Source organism: Limnothrix sp. PR1529, assembly GCF_002742025.1.
In the GTDB taxonomy this organism is placed as follows: Bacteria; Cyanobacteriota; Cyanobacteriia; order CACIAM-69d; family CACIAM-69d; genus CACIAM-69d.
Genome location: NZ_LIRO01000096.1, coordinates 63,251 through 85,269 on the forward strand (window position 1 = coordinate 63,251; position 22,019 = coordinate 85,269).

Genomic DNA, 22,019 nt, shown 5'->3' on the forward strand with positions numbered 1-22,019 from the left:
ATTTAGTGACCGAACCTAGGGCGAACTTTGGCCGTCGCCGGTCGATCGTTGCATTTGCAGCAGCGACCCGTTGTAAGGGTTCGGCAAGTCCTGTGTCCGAATCCAGGGATCCGACAGACTTTGGCGTTGCAGCACTTCGTAATACAAGCGGCTGATGTTGCGACTGTCGGCATTAGTGCCCTTTTCGGGGAACGGCAGCCCTAGGATGACCTGCAACTGTCCCCAAATCGTTTGATCGGTTTGGGTTGGGGGGTTGTGGCGATAAAACGTTGCGTCAAAGGCTTGGGGAATGGTGGTGATCGGAATGGCGGCCGATGAACGACTGCCGGGCGTGCCGGTTTGTACCGTGCCGCTGCCCAAGGGGTCGTTTGGCCCCGGCACAATGACCCGATCGCCATAGTCAGCCGACTGGGCCAGGGCGGGGCCCACGCTCAAAACCGTGGCGGCGATCACCGAGCCGATCACAGTAGCCCAAGTGGTGGTCTTCATTTGCTTTGCTCCTAATCGATCGCAGTCTTGCATCGTGCTCGATCGCTGCTCAGACGGCCGCCCACGAGTCACAGGCTAATGGCTCCAAAGATCAGCCCCATCTTGCCACGGGTTCCCGAAAGGATGCAATGGACAGGAATTTTGCAGAATTTTGCAGAATGCTGTTGCTAACTCATTTGCTAACTGCTTTGCCAGCTCCTTAAAGATCCAGATAGCGCCCGGAACTGTCCTGGGGGCGGGCATGGAGATAGCGGCCCGTGGTGGCAATGCTGGCATGGCCCAGGGTGGCTTGCACCAGGTGAATCGGCGCGCCCCGATCGAGGCTGTGGCTGGCGTGGGCGTGGCGCAACCAGTGAGGCGAAACATTGGCCTCAATGCCCACGCGCTGGGCCGCCGATCGCACAATTCGCATCAGTTGCGAGGGATCCAGATGCCCCCCCTTGCGGCTCCGAAAGATCGGGTCTTGGCGATGGGGCAACGGCTCGATCGACTCGCGATAGGCCTGGAGTTCTTGCCAAAGGGTTGGCGGCAGCAACACCGCGCGGGTTTTGTTGCCCTTGCCATAGACCGTCACTTGGCCCCCATCCCCTCGGGGTTGCAAATCTCGCCAACACAGTCCACAAAGCTCACTAGCCCGCACCCCGGCCGCGTAGAGCAATCGCAACATTAATCGATTTCGGGGCTGGGGTTCTGCCGCCAGCATTTCTTGCACCTGAGCTTCACTTAAAATCCGCTCCGAAAGAGTGTCTTTCGTGCTGGGGACTTTAAAAGCCACCGCCGGATTGTCGGGAGCCAGGCCCATTTGATGCGCAAACCGCAGCAGGGATTTAATTGCCGCGATCGAACGGCCCATGCTGCTCGGAGCCAGTCGATCGCGCTCCAACTCATCCAAAAACCCCTGCACATCAATGGCGCTCACCTGCTCGATCGGGCAATCCACAAAAGCCAAAAACCGCAGGGCCTCCCGCTGGTAATAGCGACGGGTGTGGCGGCTTTTGCCATGGAGCCACAGGGCCAGGAGCCGCTCATGGGCCGGTGAAAGGGGCAAATCAGGGCGATTGACCCGATCGGCTTCAGGCCGTGAGCCGATCGATTTTCGAGAAGTGCCGCCCAATTTCGCCATGAAACCTTCTCCCCAGAACCTATTTCATAATCATCATAATTGTTTGAAAAGAAGTTTAAATTCTCAAAGCCTGTAGCAACCGAGTTTTAAGCAAATACAGCCCTTATCTCGATTACTAAGCATAGTAGCCCGTAGGGTGGGCAATGCCTACCGAGCCGTTGCTTCATGGTATCTGTGATATGGCGTGCCAATTATTTTAGGTAAAGGCTGTATCTAGGATATCGAAAAAGCCAAAATTGATCTGCTGCTAATCTGAGTGATGATCACTCAAATCATTCGATTGATCGATGAAAATAAGTTCCCGTGATCCTTGGGTATTGTCAGGGGTGAACGGGGTTGTAGCGATCACCCGGGTTAGGGTTGGGAGACCCAACCCCTACGTCGATGGAAATGACGATAGGCCCTAAGCCCCTTGCTCCCAGGTGGTTGAAACTATGATCGAAAAATGACCACCAATCCCACCACAATCATGATCACCGCCGCCACCCGATTCATCATCACCCCTAGCCGTTGACCAAAACGCAACCTCGCACGACTTGCCAGATAGGCATATCCCAATTTAACGCCACCCACTGCCAACGCCGCAATTACCATCAAAATTAGAATATCCAAGGTTGTCAATTGCTTCAAATTAACAAATGCTGGCAAGAACCCTAAATAAAACAAAACAGCCTTTTGATCACCCAAAGTAATCGCTAAGCCGGTGATGAAATGCCCCCAGTTGGATGGCTGCACAGAAATGGTTTTAGTGGGTTCCAATTCCTCCGTCTTACTCAAGGATTCATGACCAATAGGCGATCGCCCCGTTGAACGCCACAATAAATAGCCGATCGTCACCAAATAAGCGCCGCCCAAATACCGAATGATGGCGAAAGCACTGCCTAGCGATTCAACCAACAGAGTCAACCCAAAAACCGCCAGCAAAATCAACAATAAATCCCCTAAAACAATGCCCAGCGTTGTCCAAACACCTGGCCGGAATCCCCCTTGAGCCGCTGCCGCCACCACTGTGAACACGCTAACGCTGGGTAATATGGCTAGGATTGTCATTGCCCCAAAGAGTGCAAATAAGTTAGTCCATTCAAGATTCATTTAAAGCACCAGACTTGTTGAGCAAATTTAAAAATTAATTTAGTGATTAAATCTGTTTAATAAAATTCTAAATTAATAAATTATTTAAACTAATAACTTTATAAATTACTTAAGCCACTCAGGATTTACCCTTATTGCACCAACTGTAACGCAAACAGGCGCGATCGCCCCTGCAAACCAGCCCGGCAGCCACCATGATCATGATTGTGGCCTATAAATTGCGATACAAAACCACAAGGCTAAACCATAAGGCTAAAAAACCAGCTAGGCCGCGCTGATCGCCCCGTTGCGCCCAACCGAGGCCAGCCCTCGATCGCCAATCAAGACCCCATGGGCAATCCAGAACTTGGAACAGTCAACAAGACCAGCGAAATGAGTCGTCTATGATATGCACAATCGTGCAGCGGGGCTGATGGCTAGCTCGCACGGGGTGAGGAGTTGCACCGGGTTTCAGAGCTATGCAGTCGCCAGGAAATTTGCCCGATCGGGAGCCGGATCAGCCCTCCGAGCTTGAGCCATCCCCCCCCGGATCGCGCCGTCCCCAAAGGAATCGAAGATCCCTGTGGCGTTGGGTGGGACGGGCGGCCGTTTTGGGGTCGATCGGGCTGGTGGCCGGGGGGCTGGGGTTTGGTTGGTATTGGCTGCACTATCGATTTTCGGATTTTTTGTCCGCGGCCCTCAGCGATGCCCTGATGCGGCCGGTGAAGGTGGGGCCCCTGACGGGATTGTCCTTGGGTGGGCTGACCTTTGGGGAATCGGCCCTGTTGCCCACTGCGCAGGATCCTGACCAGGCGAAGGCCGGTGCGGTTGAGGCCAGGTTTGATTTTTGGTCGATCGCCCAGTTGCCCAATTTGCTGGGCGATCGCGTCATCCCGATCGCGATTACCTTTCGGGATCCGTCGGTGTATGTGGAGCAAACCAACGACGGCAATTTATTTGAAGTGCGCTTGAAGTCGGGCCCTAAGCCGCCCTTTGAGCTGCGTCCCAGTCGTTTTGAGTTCCAAAATGCCCAGGTGACCTTGGTGCCTGCGCCGGCCTTGGTGAATCGGCCCCGGCGATCGACCCCGCCGTTGCCCGTGAAGATTGTGGCTTCCGGTTCGGCGGACTTGGAGCAGTGGCGTGCTGGCCAGCCGGAATTGGCGCGGTTTTCGGTGTTGGGAACCGTGGGGCAAGTGCGGCCCGGACAGTTTGACCTCAAAGGAGAGTTCAAAATTCCGACCCAGGAGTTGGCGGTGCGATCGCGCCTGCAAAACCTGGATGTGACCGGATTGGCCCAGGCCATGCCCGCTCCGATGACGATCGAGCGGGGACGGGTGGATGGAGTGGCCGATGGGCGATATCAATTGGGGAAAAGCATTCCGGCGCTTCAGGGTACGCTGCAACTGCGAGACTGGCGCATCACCAGCCCCCTCGTGCCCAAGCCCATGGCCCTGACCATGGGGCGGTTGCGGTTGCGGGGGCCCGTCGTGACGCTGGATCAGGCCCAAGGTCAATATGGGTCCTTGCAGGCGATCGCGAATGGGCCGGTGGATTTTTCGGGAACGGTGTTGAATCTGCAAAATCCCCTCAAAACCACCCTGGAGGCTAAATATGATGTGACGTTGCGGGCGGAGGCGTTGCGGCCGGCGGATGTGGCAACCACGCTCGATCAGACCTTGCCTCTCCCGATCGTCGGGCCGGTGGAGGTGAATGCCAGGCTACGGGGAACGCTCGATCGCCCGCAAATTACCGGCAATTTCGTCTCGGTGGGCGGCTTACGGGTCGATCGCCTGGCCTTTCGGCGCGTTCAGGGCAATTTCTCCGCGATCGGCCAAGGATCGGAACCGCCCAAAAATTCGCCCCTTCGCCTGTTTGAAAATTGGCAAAGTCGGTTAGTGCGGGCCTTTCCCCTGGCGGCCCGGCTCGATCGGCTGCGCGTTGAACCAACGGCCGGGGGGGCAATCACCGCCGATGGTTCGGCCCGTCTGTTGGCGAATGGGGCCTTGGATCGGTTGGGCATCGATCGGCTGTCGGCCGATTGGCGGGTTCAGGATCTGCCCCTGGCCCCGATCGCCCAAGCCTATGGCCTGAATTTACCCCAGGATCCGGGGCCGGTCTCCGTCACGGGGCGATCGCGCGGCAACCTAACCGCGCTGGACACGGAGGCCCGCACGGAACTGCTGGGCGGGCAAATCACAACGGCGGTGCAACTGCGCGATCGGGCTTGGGCCGGCTCGGCCCGGCTGCAAAATCTGCAAGTGGGGCGGGTGATTCCGCAACTCTCGGGTCAATTGACCGCCACAGCCCAAGCTCGGGGCACTCTAGATCGCCCCTTGACGGGTTTGGCTGTCCAGGCGGCGGGCAACTTGCAAAATTTGGCCGGTGGCAAGCTGGATTGGGCCGCCCAGGCCACGGGCGATCATTGGCAATTGCAAACCCAATTGGCGGGCATTCAGTTGGCGCGGATTGTGCCCCAAGCCACCGGACAACTCAGCAGCCAGGTCACGGCCCAAGGAACCGTGGCCGGCCTGTTGGCCCGCAATCCTGCTTCGATCGCGGCCCAAGTCACGGGGCAACTGAGGCCGGGCGATCGCTCCAGTTTGTTAACCGTTGCCCAAGCCAACTACCTCAACCAACGGCTGCCGATCGACTTTGCGGCCCGTTGGGATGGGCAAGCGATTCGGCTCGATCGGGCTGTGGGGCCTGGGTTGCGGGCTGAAGGGTCTTTGTTTCCCAGCATTCCCCCACAACTGGCCGGCTTGCCCACCCTCCGCCATCTGGATTTGCAAGTGGCGGTGCAAAACGTCAATTTGGAACCCCTGCCCGGTTTGGTTCCCAATCTAATTCCGGCCGGGGTGCGGGATGCGTTTCGCGATCGACCCCTGTTGGCGGGGCGGGCGAATTTTACCGGCCAGATTAATGGACCTCTAGCTGGTTTACGGGCGATCGGGACGGCCAACTTGGTGGGGTTGGAAGCGGCGGGCGCAAACTTTAACCTGCTGATGAGTGGGCCCGTGGACGTGAGCTTGCATCGGGGATTGTCGATCGACCTGCGGGGCGAGTCCGATCGCCTGGCCCTGCGGCTCGATCGACAATTTCTACCCACCGGCTTAGATCTGCAATGGCAAGGGGCCACCGCCACCGGCCGCCGCCAAGGGCGAGATTTCTTGGCCGAGCTGGCGAATTTGCACTTGGAGCGGTTGCGTTGGCCCGCGGCCCTCACGGAACCGGCCGGTATTCCCCGAGGAACGATCGCCGCCAGAGCACGCCTGAACCTCGATCGCTTCACCGCCCAGGGGCAAATCAGCGCCGAACAACCGGGCGTGGGAGTGGCCTTTGGCGATCGATTCACCGGCCTGTTTGGGTATGCCAACAACCGCGCCGTACTGACCGATGGCAAATTGACCCAAGGGGACAGTGAATATCTGGTGGGGGCGGAGTTGGTGGTGGCCGCTGACCCGCGCTTCAAGGGCCAGGTACAAGCCCGCAACGGCAAACTGGAAACCCTGATTCGGATCCTGCAACTAACGGATTTTGAATCCGCGGCCCAATGGGCCAAAAACCTGCGGCCGCCCACCTATGCCGCCGCTGCCCAGGTGGCTCCCTTGGCGGTGGAAATGGCTGACCAACCCCTTTCCCAGCAGTTGCGGAAGTTAGCGGAAATCAAGGCCCTGCTGAACCAGTCGATCGCCGATCGCTGCAATGCCAGCCCGATCGCCAATCTCGATCGAATCCGGGGCGGATTTGGGGCCAATCTCACCTTCAACGGCAGCGTGCAAACGGGCATTGCCGCCAAGTTCAATCTCTCGGGTCGCGACTGGAGTTGGTTACCGGAAGAGGCCTGTAGCCTGGCTCAAGTGGCCCTGAATGCGGATCAGGTGGATATTCGCGGCGACTTCCAAGACAACACCCTCACCCTGGCCCCCTTGGAATTTCGCCGCAACGATATCCTGTTGGCCTTTGCGGGGCAAATTGGCAAAACCCAATCGGGTCAATTTCAGCTCACCAACTTTCCCGCCGAATCCCTGGAAAATATTCCCCAAGTCCGCGAACTTTACGGCCGCACCGGTTTGCCCCGCCTCAGTGGCCGGGTGAATATCACGGCGGCCCTGGCCGGCACGATCGATGATCCAAGGGCCGTGGGGCAGGTGGTGCTCAACAGCGGCAAGCTGAACAACACCCCGATCGAAACGGCCACCAGCAACTTTAGCTATGCCCAAGCGCGGCTGAATTTCAGCAGTGCCGTGGCGGTGCAAGGCAGCCAAGACAAAGACCCGATCGCGATCACCGGCAGCATTCCCCAAAAGTTGCCCTTCGCCAAGGTGGAACCGGATAACGACAGCCTGCGCCTGAATGCCGAATTGGAAGATAAGGAATTGGGGTTGGCGAGCTTGCTGATTCCACAATTCCAATGGCTGGGCGGCCAAGGGCGCGTGCGACTGAGTGTGGGCGGAACCTTGGCCCAACCCCAGGCCACCGGAGAAGCCCAGTTTGCCAACGCGGCGATCGGGTTGCAGGGTCTCTCCCAAACCATCACCAACATCAACGGCCAAGCCACCTTCACGGGCGATCGGCTGGTGGTGAACGGCATCAACGGAGCCTTTGGCCAGGGACAAATTCGCCTAGCGGGCATCTTGCCGATCGCCGACACCAAAGCCCTAGGGCCCAATGATTCCCCCCTGAACGTGGCTTTGGATCAATTGCAGCTTAATGTGCGGGATCTCTACGAAGGAGGCGTGAACGGCCAAATCAGCATCACGGGCACAGCCCTCAAGCCGATCGTCGGCGGCAGTCTGGGCCTGGTCAATGGTCGGGTGATCTTGCCCACGGATCCGGCGGCCCTGATGGCCAGCACGCCCAATGCCGCCACGGTGGGGATCACCCCTCGCTTCCAAAACCTGCAAGTGAACTTGGGCCGGGGTTTGCAAATTTTGAAATTGCCTGTCCTGAATTTCCTGGCGGAGGGGGGATTGGAGCTGAACGGAACCTTGGCCGATCCGCGTCCCAGTGGCCGCATTCGACTGCAACGGGGCTTAATTAACCTGTTCACAACGCAATTTACCCTGGAGCGCGGCGAACCTCAATTTGCGGAATTTCGCCCCCGATCGGGTCTGGATCCTTACCTGGATGTGAAGATGGTGGCCTTTGTGCCCGACTCCAGCCGCAACCCCCTGCAAACGGACAATACCAGCGGCTTCAACCCCGCCGAAATTCGAGAAAGTGTGGTTGGATCCATGGGTTCCGCTCGCACCGTTCGGATCAAGGCCACCGTCCAAGGTCGCGCCAGCCAACTGCTGGATCAAATTCGCCTCACCAGTCGGCCCGCCCGCAGCGAGGCGCAAATTTTGGCCCTGATTGGTGGCAGCCTAATCAACACCTTTGACGATCGCAGTGGTGGGGCCGTGGTGCTGGCCAACTTGGCCGGCGCTGGGTTGCTCAACAACATTCAAACCAACATTGCCAGCGCGATCGGGCTGACGGATTTTCGGATTTATCCCACCACCGTCACCGCCCGGCCCCGGGGCGACAACAACCGGAACGATCGAGCCACCGCCCTGGGTCTCGGCATTGAAGCGGGCATTGACCTGAATAACAACCTCTCCGTTTCGATCGCTCAGATCATCTCGGAAATTAACAACACCACCCGCCTCAATTTGGACTATCGCCTCAACGACGACACCGTAATTCGCGGCTCCACAGACTTTGCGGGCGAGTCGCGTCTTTCGGTGCAATTTGAGCGCCGCTTTTAGGGGGCTAGTTCACCGTTGATTAACCCCCAGCATCTTGCAGCGCACCTAGCGAGCTGCCGCCGCCAAATAGCGGGCAATTTCCATCAATTGATCCTTGGGGAACGTGGAAATCAGAATCCGAGCGGCACCCTTGGGATCCCGAGGAATGCTGACTTGGCCATTGGCCGGGGCTGGGGCCGGAGTAGCGGCCGGAGCGGCTGGGGTCGCGGCGGGAGCGGCCGCAGCGGCTGCGGCGGCCGGTGGAGCAAATTTTTGGAGTTCAGGGCCCAGGGTGATGCTGTGGCCTTTGCCCCCGGCCATTAACTCAGTGGCCTGTTTCAGATCCCGCACCACGATCGGGGCGATCGCATTGAAGGGCACTTTGGGATGGGCGATCGCCCGGCGGGTGGCTTGGATCAGGGTTTGCCAAGTGGCATAGCCATCACCCAATTGCAGCAGCTTTTGACAGAGGCGATCGAGCTGTGCGCGCAACTCCGGCGTGGCCGGTTGCTTAAACAGCACCACCATTTGCTTCAGCGCTTCCATCACCAACGGGCCAAAATTGGCCGGCAGGGGTTTAGCCGCTGGGGCAGGCGCTGGGGCAGGTGTTTCCGGTTCGCCCGCCGCCCGCTTCTTAATTCGTTCGTATAGGGCTTCTAGGGATGGGCGCAGACTGTCCACCGCCGGAACGGCCTGCTCATCGTTGTAAGTGCCACCCTCCAGGGCCCGGGTCAATTTCTCCAAAAGGGCGACACCGTTTGCGAAATCTTGCTGATCTCTGTTATCTAACTTGATAGGATTTTCGCGCAGGAACTTAAAACAGTTTTCAAGCAACAAAGCTAGGTGGCGCATTCCCTCAAAGCCAAGCATGGCCGCACTGCCCTTGATGGTGTGGGCGGCTCGGTAGATGGTGTTGCACTCCTCATATTCTTCGATGACTGCTTGCAAGTTCCCCAGGGCCGCCTGCATCGCCTCCAGATGCTCATTGGCTTCCATGATGAAGTACTTGACAACTTGTTCGTTACCACTCACGGGCGGCACTCCTCGCGACGACAGGACGGAAGCAGCGGCCGGGCTAGGATCCAGGGCAATCAAAAGGGGGGCAAAACCCCTGGAAGATGTGATGCCGCTGAACTAGCCCGCGTTGGTTGGCACGGCTGGGGAATAGCTACGCCCGCGCCACTGCGTCGGCGTTTGCACCGATGATAGCCCAATTCTCAGGGCGGCCAAGGGATCCGCCAAGGGCGACAGAAAGAAAAGCCAGGGAAGCTTTGCGCCGCTGAGGTTATAGGACGGTGCGATCGCCCAATTTAAGGCAAATCGGATGAGCAACAGTGCCAGATTCAGACCCCAGGCGGCGGTTACCAACCAGGAAGCACTGGCACAGGCCGGCTCGAATAATAACAATACCAAGGGTAAGGGCAAGCCCTGCACTGCTAACAAAAAGAGACAATCCCCCAGGGTTTGGGCCCGGGGGCTGGCATCCTTAAGATCGAGCGATCGGCCCCACTCTTTCCAGGTTTCGGCGGCCCCTTCATACATGCGCACCTCGATCAGCTTGCCCCCATCCAAAAAGCCCACCTTCATGCCCTGGGCCGCCGCCGCCCGCGCCAAGGTCACATCATCACAAAAAGACCCCCGAGCGCTGCTGTAGCCGCCCAAGTCCACGAGCCGATCGCGCCGCACCAAAAAGCATTGACCATTGGCCATGGTGCGAGTGGGCCCCCCGATCGAGCTGCCCGCCGGCCCAAACCGATACACCAGCGTCATCAACAGGGCCGGTTGCAAAATCAGCTCACCGGGCGTTTGCAGCAAAAAGCGCGGCGAAAAAGAAACCAGATCATAGCCCCCCGCTTCGGCCGCCGCGATCGCCGCCGACACCAAGCCCGCCTTGGGCCGAGTATCCGCATCAATCCCCAAAATCCAACGGCTTTGTTCGTTGCTGTGGCGAAATCCTGTGTGCAACGCCCAGGGCCGCCCCACCCAATCTCCCGGCAAGGGATCATCCGGCAACAATCGCAGGCGGGGATCTTGGCGACCGGCGGCCTTCACCAGTTCCGGCGTGCCATCGGTGGAGTCGCTGTCAATCACCAAAATTTCCCGCACTTCGTAGCCCTGAAGTCCCAAGCCCGTGAGGCAGGGCCCCAGCCTGGCCGCCTCGTTTAGGGTGGGCACCAGGATGCTGACGGAACCGAGCTGGTCGTGGGTGGTGTCCCTGGGTTGCAGAGGCTGTTGGCGACCGGGGCCTTGCATTAACCGAGCCAACAAAATGGCAACGGCCGGAAGCTGCACCAATAACAACCCAAGGGCGATCACCCCCCAAACTACCGCTCCAGTCTCAGTTTCAGCTCCGGTCACCATGCTGCTGTTCTCCAGTGGGATTGATCGCAGTGGGATTGATCGCAAAGGGCGATCGAAATAAGGCGCAATATTAAAGCGCAATGCAGGGCAAAATGCATCAGCCCAAGGGGTTTGCGAATACCCGCGAGGCTCTCAACGTGAATTTTACAGGGGGCTTGTGGCCAATTGGAGCTTGCCTGCTTGGCTGAATGCTTCACCGAACAACAACCCCCCGCACCCGCTCAGAGGGGATTGGGGGGAGAAGATTGGGGTTATGTTGCGATCGGGCGATCGGCCAAAAGCGGCCAAGTTCCCGTTCGTTACTGAGTAACCACTACTTAGCAACCACTTCCAGCGGGGGAGCATTCAGAGGCTCAGTCTCCGCCGGTTCCGCCTTGGGAGCCTCCGTCGGCGCGATCGCCCACAACAGCACCGCCGGCAACACCCCGATCGCCACACTCATCATCGTGGGCACCAGGAAGCCCGGATCCAGCGAAAACACCGTAATCGCTGCCCCAAAGGCAAAATTCACCAGATAGACAATCACCGGAACCGTCAGTTGCGATCGGGTCAAATTCAACCGCTGACCACGCCACAACAGCGCCGCCACCGACATAAACACCATCCCCGTCGCCACCCAACCCGACAGGTTGCGATAGGGCATTCCAAAGAACTCGCCAATTTCCTCAAATTCCCAGAAGGGCAGCGACGTTTGGCTCATGGCCGGATCCAACACCAGATCCCAAGCCATCAGCAACACCGCGCCACCCACCACGGCTCCCGCCTGGCGCAGCAGCCCCGGCAAATTCAAACGCTCCAGCCCCACCATCACCAGCAGGTAGCAAACCGCACCCATATAAAACCAAGACAGCGGAATCGTGAACGGCACTAAACCCGCAACCTTGTATCCCAACCCCGACAGGTAGTGATAGTGGCCAAAGGGGAAGCCAGTGCTGGTTCCGAGCAGTTCGCTACCCAAGGACAAGCCCACCGAGGGCAAGAAAAACAGCAACATCCGTTGCCAACCCAAAACGCGGGCCAGGTACAGGGCCACGGCCGCTGCACCCAGGATGATGTAGCCAACACCCCCCTGACCCATACTCCATTGAAAAAACTGGATTCCAATGGGCGGCAAGCTGGCGATCAGGTCAGGACGAGGCAAGACGTACAGCAACCCAGCCAGGCCAAACGCCATGGCAATAATGTGACCTATCAGGCAAGCGCGCTCAATCAACGAGAGCGGCTGTTGGGGCAGTGACTTCATGACACTCCTCAAAGTTTCGAGACACCGATCGCATCCGGCCAGTCGGGCCCGGATGGTGTCTAACTAGTTTACGAATCTTTAAGAGAATTTTTTAAAAAAGATGAGATTTTGCCAATCCGGGGCCGATCGCTCCCTCGGATTGTGGCCACCTCAGCGGGATTGTTCCCCACGGAAAGCCTTGGGCCAAGGGATGGTCTTCAAGGAATCCAGAGGCCAAGCCCTAGGTTTCCGGATGGGCCGCCGGGCCCGTTTGGTGGTGCGGAATTTCAATGATGAACGTGGCTCCCTGGCCGGGTGCAGATTCGCAAATTAAGCGGCCCCCGTGGCGCTCCGTCACGATTTGATAGCTGATGGACATGCCTAGCCCTGTGCCCTTGCCCACGGGCTTGGTCGTAAAGAAAGGATCGAAGAGTCGTTGCTGGATGTCTGGGGCGATGCCTGGCCCGTTGTCTGACAGTTGAACTTGCACCCAACGGGAGTCGATCGCCCGGGTCGTGATTGTGATTTGGCTCGGATGGTCTTTGATGGCTTCGGTGTCGCGGAGGCGATCGCGCTCTTCAAGGGCATCGATCGCATTCACCAAAATATTCATAAACACCTGATTGAGCTGTCCGGCATAGCATTCCACCCTTGGCAAAACACCGTATTGCTTCACCACCTGAATACCTGGATGCTCCGGCTTGGGTTTCAGGCGATTTTGCAGAATCAGCAGGGTGCTATCAATTCCCTCGTGCAAATCCACCTCCTTCACATCCGCTTCATCCAGTCGGGAGAAGTTCCGCAAGGAGGAGACAATTTCGCGAATTCGATCGGTGCCCACCCGCATGGATTGCAGGAGCTTGGGCAAATCTTCCGCCACAAATTCCAAATCCACTTCCTCAATCAGGTCGTTGAGGTCTGGGTCTGGGTTGGGAATTCGTTCTTGATAGGCTTGCACAATTTCCAGCAGGTCTTCCGCGTAGCGATGGGCATGGCTGAGGTTGCCATGGATGAAGTTCACCGGGTTGTTAATTTCATGGGCAACACCTGCCACCAACTGCCCCAAGCTGGACATTTTTTCGCTTTGGATCAGTTGATTTTGCGTATGTTGCAAATCCAGCAGCGCTGCTTCTAGGTCGGCGGCCTTTTGTTGGAGGGCATCTTCGGCTTGGCGACGCTTGGTGATGTCGATCGAGGTGGCCACAATTCGATAAACGCGCCCCTTCTTGTCAAACAGTGGATTCAGGGTGGTCAGCAGCCACAGATGTCCCTTCTGGGTGGTGACATACTCATCCTGAACGATGGTTTGGCGTTGGTCTACGCAACTCCAATAATGGGCTTCCATGATGGCTCCGTATTCTTCGCCAAACACTTCAGTGGGGGTGTGGTGATAGACCCGGGACTCGTGCAGTCCGGTTAAGCGGGCGCTGGCCGCATTCCAACCGATATATTCCAACCGGCGATCGGGCAGGACGGCCAAAACAAAAATGGGATATTCCACCCCGTCAAAGATGGTGCGCAGGAAGGCTTCGCGATCGAACAGTTCCAATTCCGCCAACTTGCGATCGGTAATATCCGTGTGAACCCCCACCCATTCATAGACACTGGCCACATCATCCAGAATCGGCACGGCCCGCACGCTCATGTAGCGATATTGCCCGTCATAGCGTCGCAGCCGGTGCTCCAGGGTGAAGGGCTGTTTGCTGATGATGGAACGAGACCAGGCGGCCTCCGTGGCGGCGCGATCGGCTGGGTGAATCGCATTCAGCCAACCCCAGCCCAACAAATCCTGGCGCGATTGGCCCGTAAAGGCCCGCCACTTGGGCTGATCGGCCGCAAACTCTCCCAGGCGGCTGGTGACCCAAACAATTTGCGAGGTGGCCTCAATCAGAGTACGGAACCGCACTTCGCTCCGGCGACGGATGGCCTCCGCCTGTTTGAGATCGCTGATATCCATCAAAATGCCGTAGACCCGCACGATTTGGCCATTGGCATCTCGCTCCGGCAGTCCCTTGACGCGGAAGTAGCGCGATAACCCGTTAATTTGCTCGATGCCTTCGAGTTCCAGATCGTAGGATTGACCGTCGCTGAGGCATTCTTCAAACGCCATCTGCAAGCGTTGTTGGGAGGAGGGGCTGTAGAGAGAAATCGACTGATCAAACTCCGGCACACCTTCCTCGATCGGGTAGTTAAAGAGCCGAAAAATTTCCTCTGACCAACTGACTTCACCGGTCGCCACGTGATATTCCCAGGAACCCAAATGGGCCACGCGCTGGGCCTCTTGCAGGCTCTCGGTGAGGCGACGGAGCCGCTCTTGGGCTTCGTAATACTCCGTCACGTCATACATCACGACCATGGCCCCGATTTGGTAGCCGTCGCTTTCCCGCAGAGGTTCTGCATGGCAAACAATTCGATGGGGGTCTTCGTTGGGCACATGAACCACCATCTCGAAATCATGCACCGATTCCCCTAGGATCGCCCGGCTCAAGGGCATTTGGGTCGGGGCGATCGGGGTGATGCCATCCGGTTCCAGGACGGTGTAGAGGCTCATCCACTCTTCGGGCAAGAGTCCTTGCAGGTTGCAGTTGTACCACTGTCGGGCCGTGTGGTTGGCGAGGGTGATGCGCCCAGCCATGTCACAGGCCATCACCCCGTCGGAAACGTTATCCAACACCAATTGCATGAGCGATCGCTCCTGTTGCAGGGCCACTTCAGCGGCCTTGCGATCGGTCACATCCAAAATCAATCCATCCCAGATCGATCGCCCATCCTTGAGAAACCGTCCCCGCGCGGCGGACTGGAGCCACTTCACTTCCCCTTGGGGGGTAATGATCCGGTATTCATACTGCCAATCGGCGCGGGTTTCAATGGCAACCCGAATGGATGTTTGAACATTGAGCAAGTCATCGGGGTGGGTCAGCGTCCAGAGACTGAGGGGGTCGTTTTGGCCGCGTAAGGGGTCAATGCCATAGACCTCCTGGCAACCGGGACTGAGATACAAAAAACGCCCCACGGGATCATTGCCGGACGTTTCGTACTGATAAATCACGCCGGGTATGCTGTCCGCCAATCGCTGGAACCGATCGCGCATTTGCTCTAGGTTTTGCAGCGCCAACTGTCGATCGGTAATGTCCAGCAGCAACCCATCGGCATGTAGCGTGCCTTCTTCGTCCAACACCATGCGCGAAATGCCCTGGATCCAGCGCAATTCACCCGAGGGCAACAAAATTCGATATTTGTGTCGCCATTCCAGGCCATGGTTCACTGCTCGCTCCATGGATTCTGCGAAGATGGCCACATCATCGGGATGCACACAACCCCACATGACGGCCGAATCCGCCAGGATCGCATCCGGCTCCACATGGAAGATTTCGCGCACCCGGGAGCTGATATAGATAAATTCTCCTAGGGGGTCGCCGGTTCTGCGTCGGTACTGGAAGACAATGCCCGGCAGGTTATCGGCAATTTGTTGAAACCGGCTGTTGGCCTGGCGCAAGGCCGTTTCGATCCGCCGCTGCTCAGTGATTTCAACCACGATCGTCCCGATCGCGCTAATGGTTCCTTCTCGATCCCAAATTGGGAAATAGGACAGGTTCCAAACCCGATCGGGGTCGGGGTGATGCAGTTGGGCCCCGGTCAACTCCAGGTTGGAAATGGCCTGGCCCGTTTGCCACACCTCTTCATAGATGCGTTCCAAGTGAGGGGCCAGGTTGGGCGCGGTGGCCTGCATCGTTTGTCCGAGGTGGTCGGCCACCGTGAGGCCATTCAACTCGGACAAGCGATGATTGGCTTCCAGAATGCGATAGTGGCGATCGGTAATCGCAATCCCGATCGGGGCCGCCGCAATCAGCGACTTCAGCAACGCCTGCTGCCGCAACAGCTCCTGTTCAGATTGGTAGCGCTCCGTCACATCCTCGTAAATCGCCATCAGATACTGCGGGCGATCGCCGTTCCAAATGGCAATGCGGCGGCTTTGTAACCAACGCTGCTCACCACCAATCCGCATGGGCATTGGCGGCTGATCCAAAATTTGTCGTTGTGCCAAGGCCGCCCGATCGCCCGATCGCAACTCCGCCGCCTCTTCCGGCATAAACAGCTCATCCATGGGCCGGCCCAACAAATCCGCCGCCGCCACTCCAAACAACCGCTCGGCGGCCGGGTTCAAGGTGCTGACTCGTAACTCCGCCGCCTCCTTCACCACCACCGGCATCGGCAAAGCATCCAACACCGCCGACAGGAACCGTTGAGTGCGCCGCAGCTCCTCCTCCGCCTGTCGCTGTTGCGTCACATCAATCACCAAGCCATCCCAAAGCGTTCTCCCATCGGCCAAGCGCTCCGGCCGGGACACCAAGCGCAACCAACGCTCTTTCCCCGAGGGCAACATGAACGGCCCTTCCCAGTGAAAATCCGACAGGTTTTGCCGCGATCGCTCCGTAGCCTGCATCAGGGTTTCCCGATCGGCCAGCGACAACATCTCAATCGCCTGGATCATCCCCTCCGGTTCCACCTCGAATAGCTCACGACAGCCGATCGAGGCGTAGGGAAACGTCATTTCGCCCGCCGCGTCTACTTGGAATTGGTAGACCACGCCCGGCAGGTTTTGCGTTAAACGATCAAACTGAGTTTGCTGCTGACGAACCTTCAGGCGCAGGGTTTCTAGCTCTTGCTGAAGAGCATTGAACACTTCTGGTTCCAGAACAATCGAAGCAGTCATGGCAGGCGCAGGATGGGGAGAAGGAGCAACTAGGAAGCAACTAGCGATGAACTAGAGCCAATTGGTCAACCTCAGTGGGTGAATCTGAAGAGCAACTAGAGCCAATTGGTCAACCTCAATTGATCAATTTCAAGTTGATCAGCTTGCAATGGCGAAATATGAGCGAAACATGATGAAAATTCAGCAAAAACACAAGCAAAACACAATATTTTACGACCTTGCTTCATGTCATGGTTTGTACCTTAGTTGCAAAAAGAAATCCATAAATTTGCTGGCGGCAATTGGCAGAAACTGACAGCAATTAATCACCATTGATTCATGACTCAATCATAATCATCCGTAAAAATATCCACGATTACCATGCACGATCGATATTTGCGATTAATGATTACCATTCATCATGGTCACTAGCGATAGTCACTGATTATTGCATCCATAGAAATTGATCATTTTCCCGAAACTAATCAACCATCGGATTACAAAATCCGTGAATGCTGATTAATGATCTAGAAACAGTCGATCGGGGCAGGGTTTTGGGGCAGGATTGTGGAATTGAAGACAAAATACAACCTCAATTCGTGAAATTGCGCCCCAGGATTGCTCCAAAAGATCACCAATCTCCAAAACCCATACCCAAAACCAAGGCAGGACGTAGACGTTAGCAACTGAGCTGACAAAAACGAAAAACCCAGCAGGGCTAACTCAAGGCGCTGCTGCCCAAGGGTTGGCTAGCATTTGTTTCGTTTTTGTGAATGAATTTTCGGGAACCCGGATGATTTGACCCGATCGACCTGAGTTCAGCCTATTGACGCAAATCCGGGAGTGATGCATTTGCTGATAGTCTAAGTCTATTCATCCACGATCCCCAAGTATGAGGATGCCAAAGCTGTTTGAGGCTTGGAGATTGCAGCTCGAAAATTTGCATCGGGATCGTGCCTCGGAAATGCGCAATCGAATCTTCAAATTGCAGCATTGGGTAGAGCAGTGACGGGTTTGGCTGCGATCGAGAGAGCATGAAGGCGGTGGTTATCCCTCAGACTCTCAACAAGACGGAAGAAGCACCCAAAACCGGACGATTTATCCATGCATCACCCGTGAATCATTATCACTCTTTGCAGCATAAGGGAGCGTAATTAAAATGGCTCAGCGGGCGATCGCCCAATGGTGGCCCTTGGCTCAATTGCCGGGGCTGAGTGCGAAGGACTTGTTGCAACTTCAGGAATTGGGATTGGTTGATACCCGATCGCTTCTGCGATCGGCCGCGAGTCGCGATCAACAACGGGCGATCGCCGCCCAATTGCAGCTTCACGAGCACCATGTGCGTAAATGGGTTGCCCTGGCGGATCTGGCCCGGGTTCCCAGCGTGGGTCTAGATTACTGTGGTTTGCTATTGCATTCAGGCATCATTAGCACCGTTCAACTGGCACAGCAACCGGCCCACAAACTCCATCAGCAGGTGTTGCGGTTGCATGTGCGAGAGTTGCAGCGGCGCAATCTCTGTCCTGGTTTGGGTGAAGTAACGCGCTGGATTTTGCAGGCCCGAGAATTGGTGGGGCGATCGTCGTCCTGATCGCCTTCCCCAATTGCTTGAGTCACCAGTGAATCTCCAGTCAATTCCCAGTGGATTCCCAGTGAATGCCAGAGCGAATTCCAGCAGCGATGGCTAAATCACGCGCAAGACGCTGGCGACCGATCGAATGGCATCGCTGGCGTGAATGTCGGCCAGGGCGGCGCGGAAGTCCCCTTCTCGCACCGCGTGGGTAACTACCACCACTTGGGCTTCGTCGCCGTTCACCTCCGTTTGCACCAGCGATTCCAAGCTGACCAGACGGTTCCCAAAGCAACTGCCGATATGGCCGATCGTGCCGGGGCGATCGCTCGTCAGGAAGCGAACATAGAACCGGGTTTCCAGATCATCCAGTGAGGCGATGGGGCAAAAATCGCTGTGGCTACAAGCCAACATGGGATTAATGACCGGTGTGGCCCGCTCGCCCATGGCTTGCATGGCCGCCGCCACATTCAACACATCGGAAACCACGGCGCTGGCGGTGGGGCCAGACCCGGCCCCGGGGCCAAAGAACATCACCTGCCCGATCGGCTGGCCTTCCACAAAAATTGCATTGAATGCGCCGTCCACACGGGCCAGGGGGTGGCTGTGGGGCACAAGGGTAGGATGCACCCGCAGAGATACGGCAGGCCCCTGGCGACGGGCGATCGCCAGCAACTTGATCGCAAAGCCCAACTTGTCCGCGTAGGTAATATCCGTGGCGGTGATGTTGCGAATACCTTCCGTATGCACCGCTTCCCGTTTGATGCGACCTCCGAAGGCTAGGGAGGCCAGGATTGCGATTTTGTCGGCCGCGTCCAAGCCGTCCACGTCGGCGGTGGGGTCGGCTTCCGCATAGCCCAACCGTTGGGCATCGGCGAGCACATCGCCAAAGTCGGCTCCTTCGGCGGTCATCCGCGACAGGATGTAGTTAGTCGTGCCGTTGATGATGCCGGTGATTCCATTGAGGCGATCGCCCCCCAGGGATTGCTTCAGGGGTTGAATGATGGGGATGCCACCGCCCACGGCCGCTTCCAGCATCAAATAAACCCCCGCTTGCTTGGCCGCATCAAATAGCTCTGGGCCAAAGCGGGCGATCGCGGCTTTGTTGGCGGTCACCACATGTTTTCCGTGGCGGATGGCTTCCAACATCAGCGATCGCGCCGGTTCCAGTCCGCCAATCACCTCCACCACAATGTCCACATCGGGATCGGTGACGATCGATTGCAAATCGGTTGTGAGCTGTTCGCGGGGAATTTCCACCGGCCGGGGCTTATCAAGCGATCGGGCCCCCACCCGATAGAGTTCCAACGATTGCAGGAGCGGGCTGCGGCCGGTCGCGTCCAGCAAAATCTGCGCCACACCCGCTCCAACGGTTCCGAGACCCAACAGACCGACTTTGAAACCCACGACTTTTCCCAACTTTCTCTAAACAATTCGTCCTGGGTCAGGGCGGCCACCCACGGGAGCCACTGACGGAGGAAACACCCGATCGCGATTTGGGGCCGCTTGCTCAACGAGCCTGCTCAGCAAACCTCCCGCACCAGTTTTCGGAGTTTCGCGATCGATCAAATTTCCAAATCGTCAAATTCCTGACCATGGATATTCTGACATTGGGCGGCCCGCTCAAACGGGCCGGTTCCCCGGGTTCCCCCATCACCGAACAATCGCCAGGCAATCATCAGGCAATCGCCAGACAATCGCTAGACAACGGCTGGGCGATCGGCTGGGCGATCGCCCCTAGGATTCCGAATCCAGTTGCTCTAGGTCGATTTGATCCAGGTCGATCGGTTGCAGTTGCGATTCAAAGGGCTTGGTGAATCGGGCGGCAGCAATTTCATTTAACTTATCCAGCGGCGTATCCCAAATAAATTGGGTCGCAGCCTTGGCAAATTCCTGATTTGGGCATTGGTCACCCAAAACACAACCATTGACACAGGCGGTTTTACAGTCGATCGACTGGGGATCCAGGGAATTGGTTATTTGGCTCATGGTGATGATTCCGGCTCTTCTCTGGCCCCTTAACATAGCTGATTTTCCAGTTCAAGCCATTGCAGGTAAGGTGCTCAGTCCCCTGGTTCCCCAGGATTTTGCGATCTCAGAATCAGGGTTTCAAGGACTTGTGGCCGATCGCAAGTCGATCGCAAGTTGATCGCAGGGATCTAAAAACTCGCCCTAACTGTGAACCCGTGCTTGGGGATGCAGCGTCGCCAAAACATTGCTTTCGATCGCCGCCAACTCCGCCAGCCGTTCCATCACCACCGGGCGATCGTAGTAGGTATCCGCCAAAACCCAATAAATCCCGTAATGTCGTGCTTCGGAAGCCATTAAGCTGCGATAGAAGGCCGCCAACTTCGGATTGGGGCAATGTTGCGCCAACAGGCCCAGTCGTTCATGGCTGCGGGCTTCGATCAGCCCCGCCACCAGCAGGGAATCCAGCAGGCGACCGGGTTCCTGGCGGCGAATTTGCGATCGCAGGGTGGCCCCATAGGGCGGAGCTGCCAAGGCCCGAGGGGCAATCCCCAGGCGATCGAGCCATTGGTTTACCTGCTCAAAATGCTCCAGCTCCTCTTGGGCGATCGCGGTGAGCTTGCGCACCAGAAGCGTTTTTGTGGGGTATTGGCCCATCAGTTGCAAGGCCACCCCGGCCGCCTTTCGCTCGCAGTTGGCATGGTCAATCAGCACCTCATCCAAATGGGCGATCGCCTGGTTCACCCAAGCTTGGGAGGTGGGCTGCTGCAAAAAACGCACCGAGGGCAACTCAGAAACGGCCGGCTGCGGCAGAGAAGGGGAAGACATGGCGATCGGGAGGAAATTGCAAAGAACTGGAACCGTCGATCGAGCAAGTGAATCAACTGGGCGATCAAATTGGCGATCGACTGGGCGATCGATATCAATGCGAAATTAATGCGAACAAATCCAGTGAACCAGGCCATTGAACAACTGATCAACCCAAGAGGCCCAAATATCTCAAACCGGCAGCGGGCGATCGGGACTGGCCATTGGGCTGGCGACCCCGACGACCGCGATCGCCACCGTTGGGGCGAGGGGGCAGATTTTGGAACTGATCCCAGCCAGCGTAATCGTTATAGGGATTGATGTAGGAGTTGTTATAGGGGTTGTTATAGAGGTTGCTGTTGGGATTATTCTCAAACCGGTTCGCGGCCCGATCGCCCATGCGACTGTTGGAACGACCCTGGTTACCCGCCGCGCCACCAAAGGTATTGAAGGGATCGGCGGCGGCTCCGCGACCAACGGACGGCGACGAACTGCCCAAACCTAAGCGATTGAACAAATCGTTGGCGCTCCCAGAATTGGGGTTGGCATTGGGGGGATTGGTCAGGCCGGTTGGATTTTGGGGTTGGGCGGCCGCTTCCCGGGCAAAGGCCGGCAGCTCTTGCAACTCCTCGGGGGTCAGCTCCAACAGGGCCACTTTACGCTCGTCCTCGGGGGGTGAGGCCGGATTCCAGTCCGCCAACAGAGGCAAGGCCGCCAAATGCACCACAAAGGACAAGACCATGGCCGACCCCAAGGGCGATCGCAGTCCTTGCAGCAGTTGCTGTGATCTTTTCAGGATTTGCTCCATGGTTTGTTTAGCCCTCCTCCCCAGTGCCACCGAGGAGAATTGTCCCGCATCTTATATGTTTCCCTCAGTGTAGAGGGCCGATCGAGCGAGGGGGACGATCCAAGCTCGATCGGAAAAAAGCCAAACCAAGCTAGACGAAATGACTGTTCAACGGCTAAGATGTGTGCTTGTGGTTTTT

Annotated in this window: 13 protein-coding genes; 2 read left to right on the top strand and 11 right to left on the bottom strand. The window is 57.3% G+C overall.

Annotated features, from left to right (window positions below; genetic code table 11):
* Nucleotides 1-15: 15 nt before the first annotated feature.
* The 3 genes from AMR42_RS13750 to AMR42_RS13760 all read right to left on the bottom strand — a co-directional run bounded on the left by AMR42_RS13750 (nt 16) and on the right by AMR42_RS13760 (nt 2,662).
* A complete protein-coding gene (locus tag AMR42_RS13750; RefSeq protein WP_143473098.1) occupies nt 16-561 on the bottom strand; it encodes a hypothetical protein in 546 nt (181 codons plus the stop codon).
* Between the two features lie 127 nt (nt 562-688).
* On the bottom strand, nt 689-1,612 hold the full coding sequence (locus AMR42_RS13755; protein ID WP_099534233.1) for a tyrosine-type recombinase/integrase: 924 nt from the start codon (nt 1,610-1,612) through the stop codon (nt 689-691).
* A 432-nt stretch (nt 1,613-2,044) separates the two neighbouring features.
* The gene (locus AMR42_RS13760; RefSeq protein ID WP_199858186.1) at nt 2,045-2,662 is read right to left on the bottom strand and encodes a LysE family translocator; all 618 of its coding nucleotides are present in this window, start codon (nt 2,660-2,662) and stop codon (nt 2,045-2,047) included.
* A 500-nt stretch (nt 2,663-3,162) separates the two neighbouring features.
* Here AMR42_RS13760 and AMR42_RS13765 point away from each other — a divergent pair, with 500 nt between their 5' ends.
* Nucleotides 3,163-8,433 carry a translocation/assembly module TamB domain-containing protein gene (locus AMR42_RS13765; RefSeq protein ID WP_099534235.1) on the top strand — a complete coding sequence of 1,757 codons (5,271 nt, stop codon included), beginning with the start codon at nt 3,163-3,165 and terminating at the stop codon, nt 8,431-8,433.
* 45 nt (nt 8,434-8,478) lie between these two features.
* On the opposite strand, the gene AMR42_RS13770 is transcribed toward AMR42_RS13765, so the two are convergent.
* From AMR42_RS13770 to AMR42_RS13785, 4 genes are all read right to left on the bottom strand, one after another.
* Nucleotides 8,479-9,444, bottom strand: a complete 966-nt coding sequence (locus AMR42_RS13770) for an Hpt domain-containing protein (RefSeq protein WP_143473099.1) — start codon at nt 9,442-9,444, stop codon at nt 8,479-8,481.
* A gap of 102 nt (nt 9,445-9,546) precedes the next feature.
* Nucleotides 9,547-10,773 (bottom strand): 2'-O-glycosyltransferase CruG, encoded by a 1,227-nt coding sequence (cruG, locus tag AMR42_RS13775; protein ID WP_099534237.1) that lies wholly within the window; start codon nt 10,771-10,773, stop codon nt 9,547-9,549.
* A gap of 313 nt (nt 10,774-11,086) precedes the next feature.
* Nucleotides 11,087-12,016 (bottom strand): gamma-carotene 1'-hydroxylase CruF, encoded by a 930-nt coding sequence (cruF, locus tag AMR42_RS13780; protein WP_199858187.1) that lies wholly within the window; start codon nt 12,014-12,016, stop codon nt 11,087-11,089.
* A gap of 220 nt (nt 12,017-12,236) precedes the next feature.
* The gene (locus tag AMR42_RS13785) at nt 12,237-16,709 is read right to left on the bottom strand and encodes a PAS domain-containing protein (RefSeq protein ID WP_099534238.1); all 4,473 of its coding nucleotides are present in this window, start codon (nt 16,707-16,709) and stop codon (nt 12,237-12,239) included.
* Between the two features lie 1,138 nt (nt 16,710-17,847).
* On the opposite strand from AMR42_RS13785, the gene AMR42_RS13790 reads away from it, so the two are divergent.
* Entirely contained in the window at nt 17,848-18,279 is a 432-nt protein-coding gene (locus AMR42_RS13790; RefSeq protein WP_099534239.1) for a DUF4332 domain-containing protein, read from the top strand.
* Nucleotides 18,280-18,372: 93 nt separating this feature from the next.
* Here the strand turns inward: AMR42_RS13790 and AMR42_RS13795 are convergent, their stop codons facing one another.
* The 4 genes from AMR42_RS13795 to AMR42_RS13810 all read right to left on the bottom strand — a co-directional run bounded on the left by AMR42_RS13795 (nt 18,373) and on the right by AMR42_RS13810 (nt 21,841).
* Nucleotides 18,373-19,665, bottom strand: a complete 1,293-nt coding sequence (locus tag AMR42_RS13795) for a homoserine dehydrogenase (RefSeq protein ID WP_099534240.1) — start codon at nt 19,663-19,665, stop codon at nt 18,373-18,375.
* A gap of 330 nt (nt 19,666-19,995) precedes the next feature.
* On the bottom strand, nt 19,996-20,247 hold the full coding sequence (locus AMR42_RS19955) for a hypothetical protein (RefSeq protein WP_143473100.1): 252 nt from the start codon (nt 20,245-20,247) through the stop codon (nt 19,996-19,998).
* A gap of 183 nt (nt 20,248-20,430) precedes the next feature.
* Nucleotides 20,431-21,054 carry a tRNA-(ms[2]io[6]A)-hydroxylase gene (locus AMR42_RS13805; protein ID WP_099534241.1) on the bottom strand — a complete coding sequence of 208 codons (624 nt, stop codon included), beginning with the start codon at nt 21,052-21,054 and terminating at the stop codon, nt 20,431-20,433.
* Nucleotides 21,055-21,202: 148 nt separating this feature from the next.
* On the bottom strand, nt 21,203-21,841 hold the full coding sequence (locus AMR42_RS13810; RefSeq protein ID WP_099534242.1) for a hypothetical protein: 639 nt from the start codon (nt 21,839-21,841) through the stop codon (nt 21,203-21,205).
* Nucleotides 21,842-22,019 lie beyond the last annotated feature (178 nt).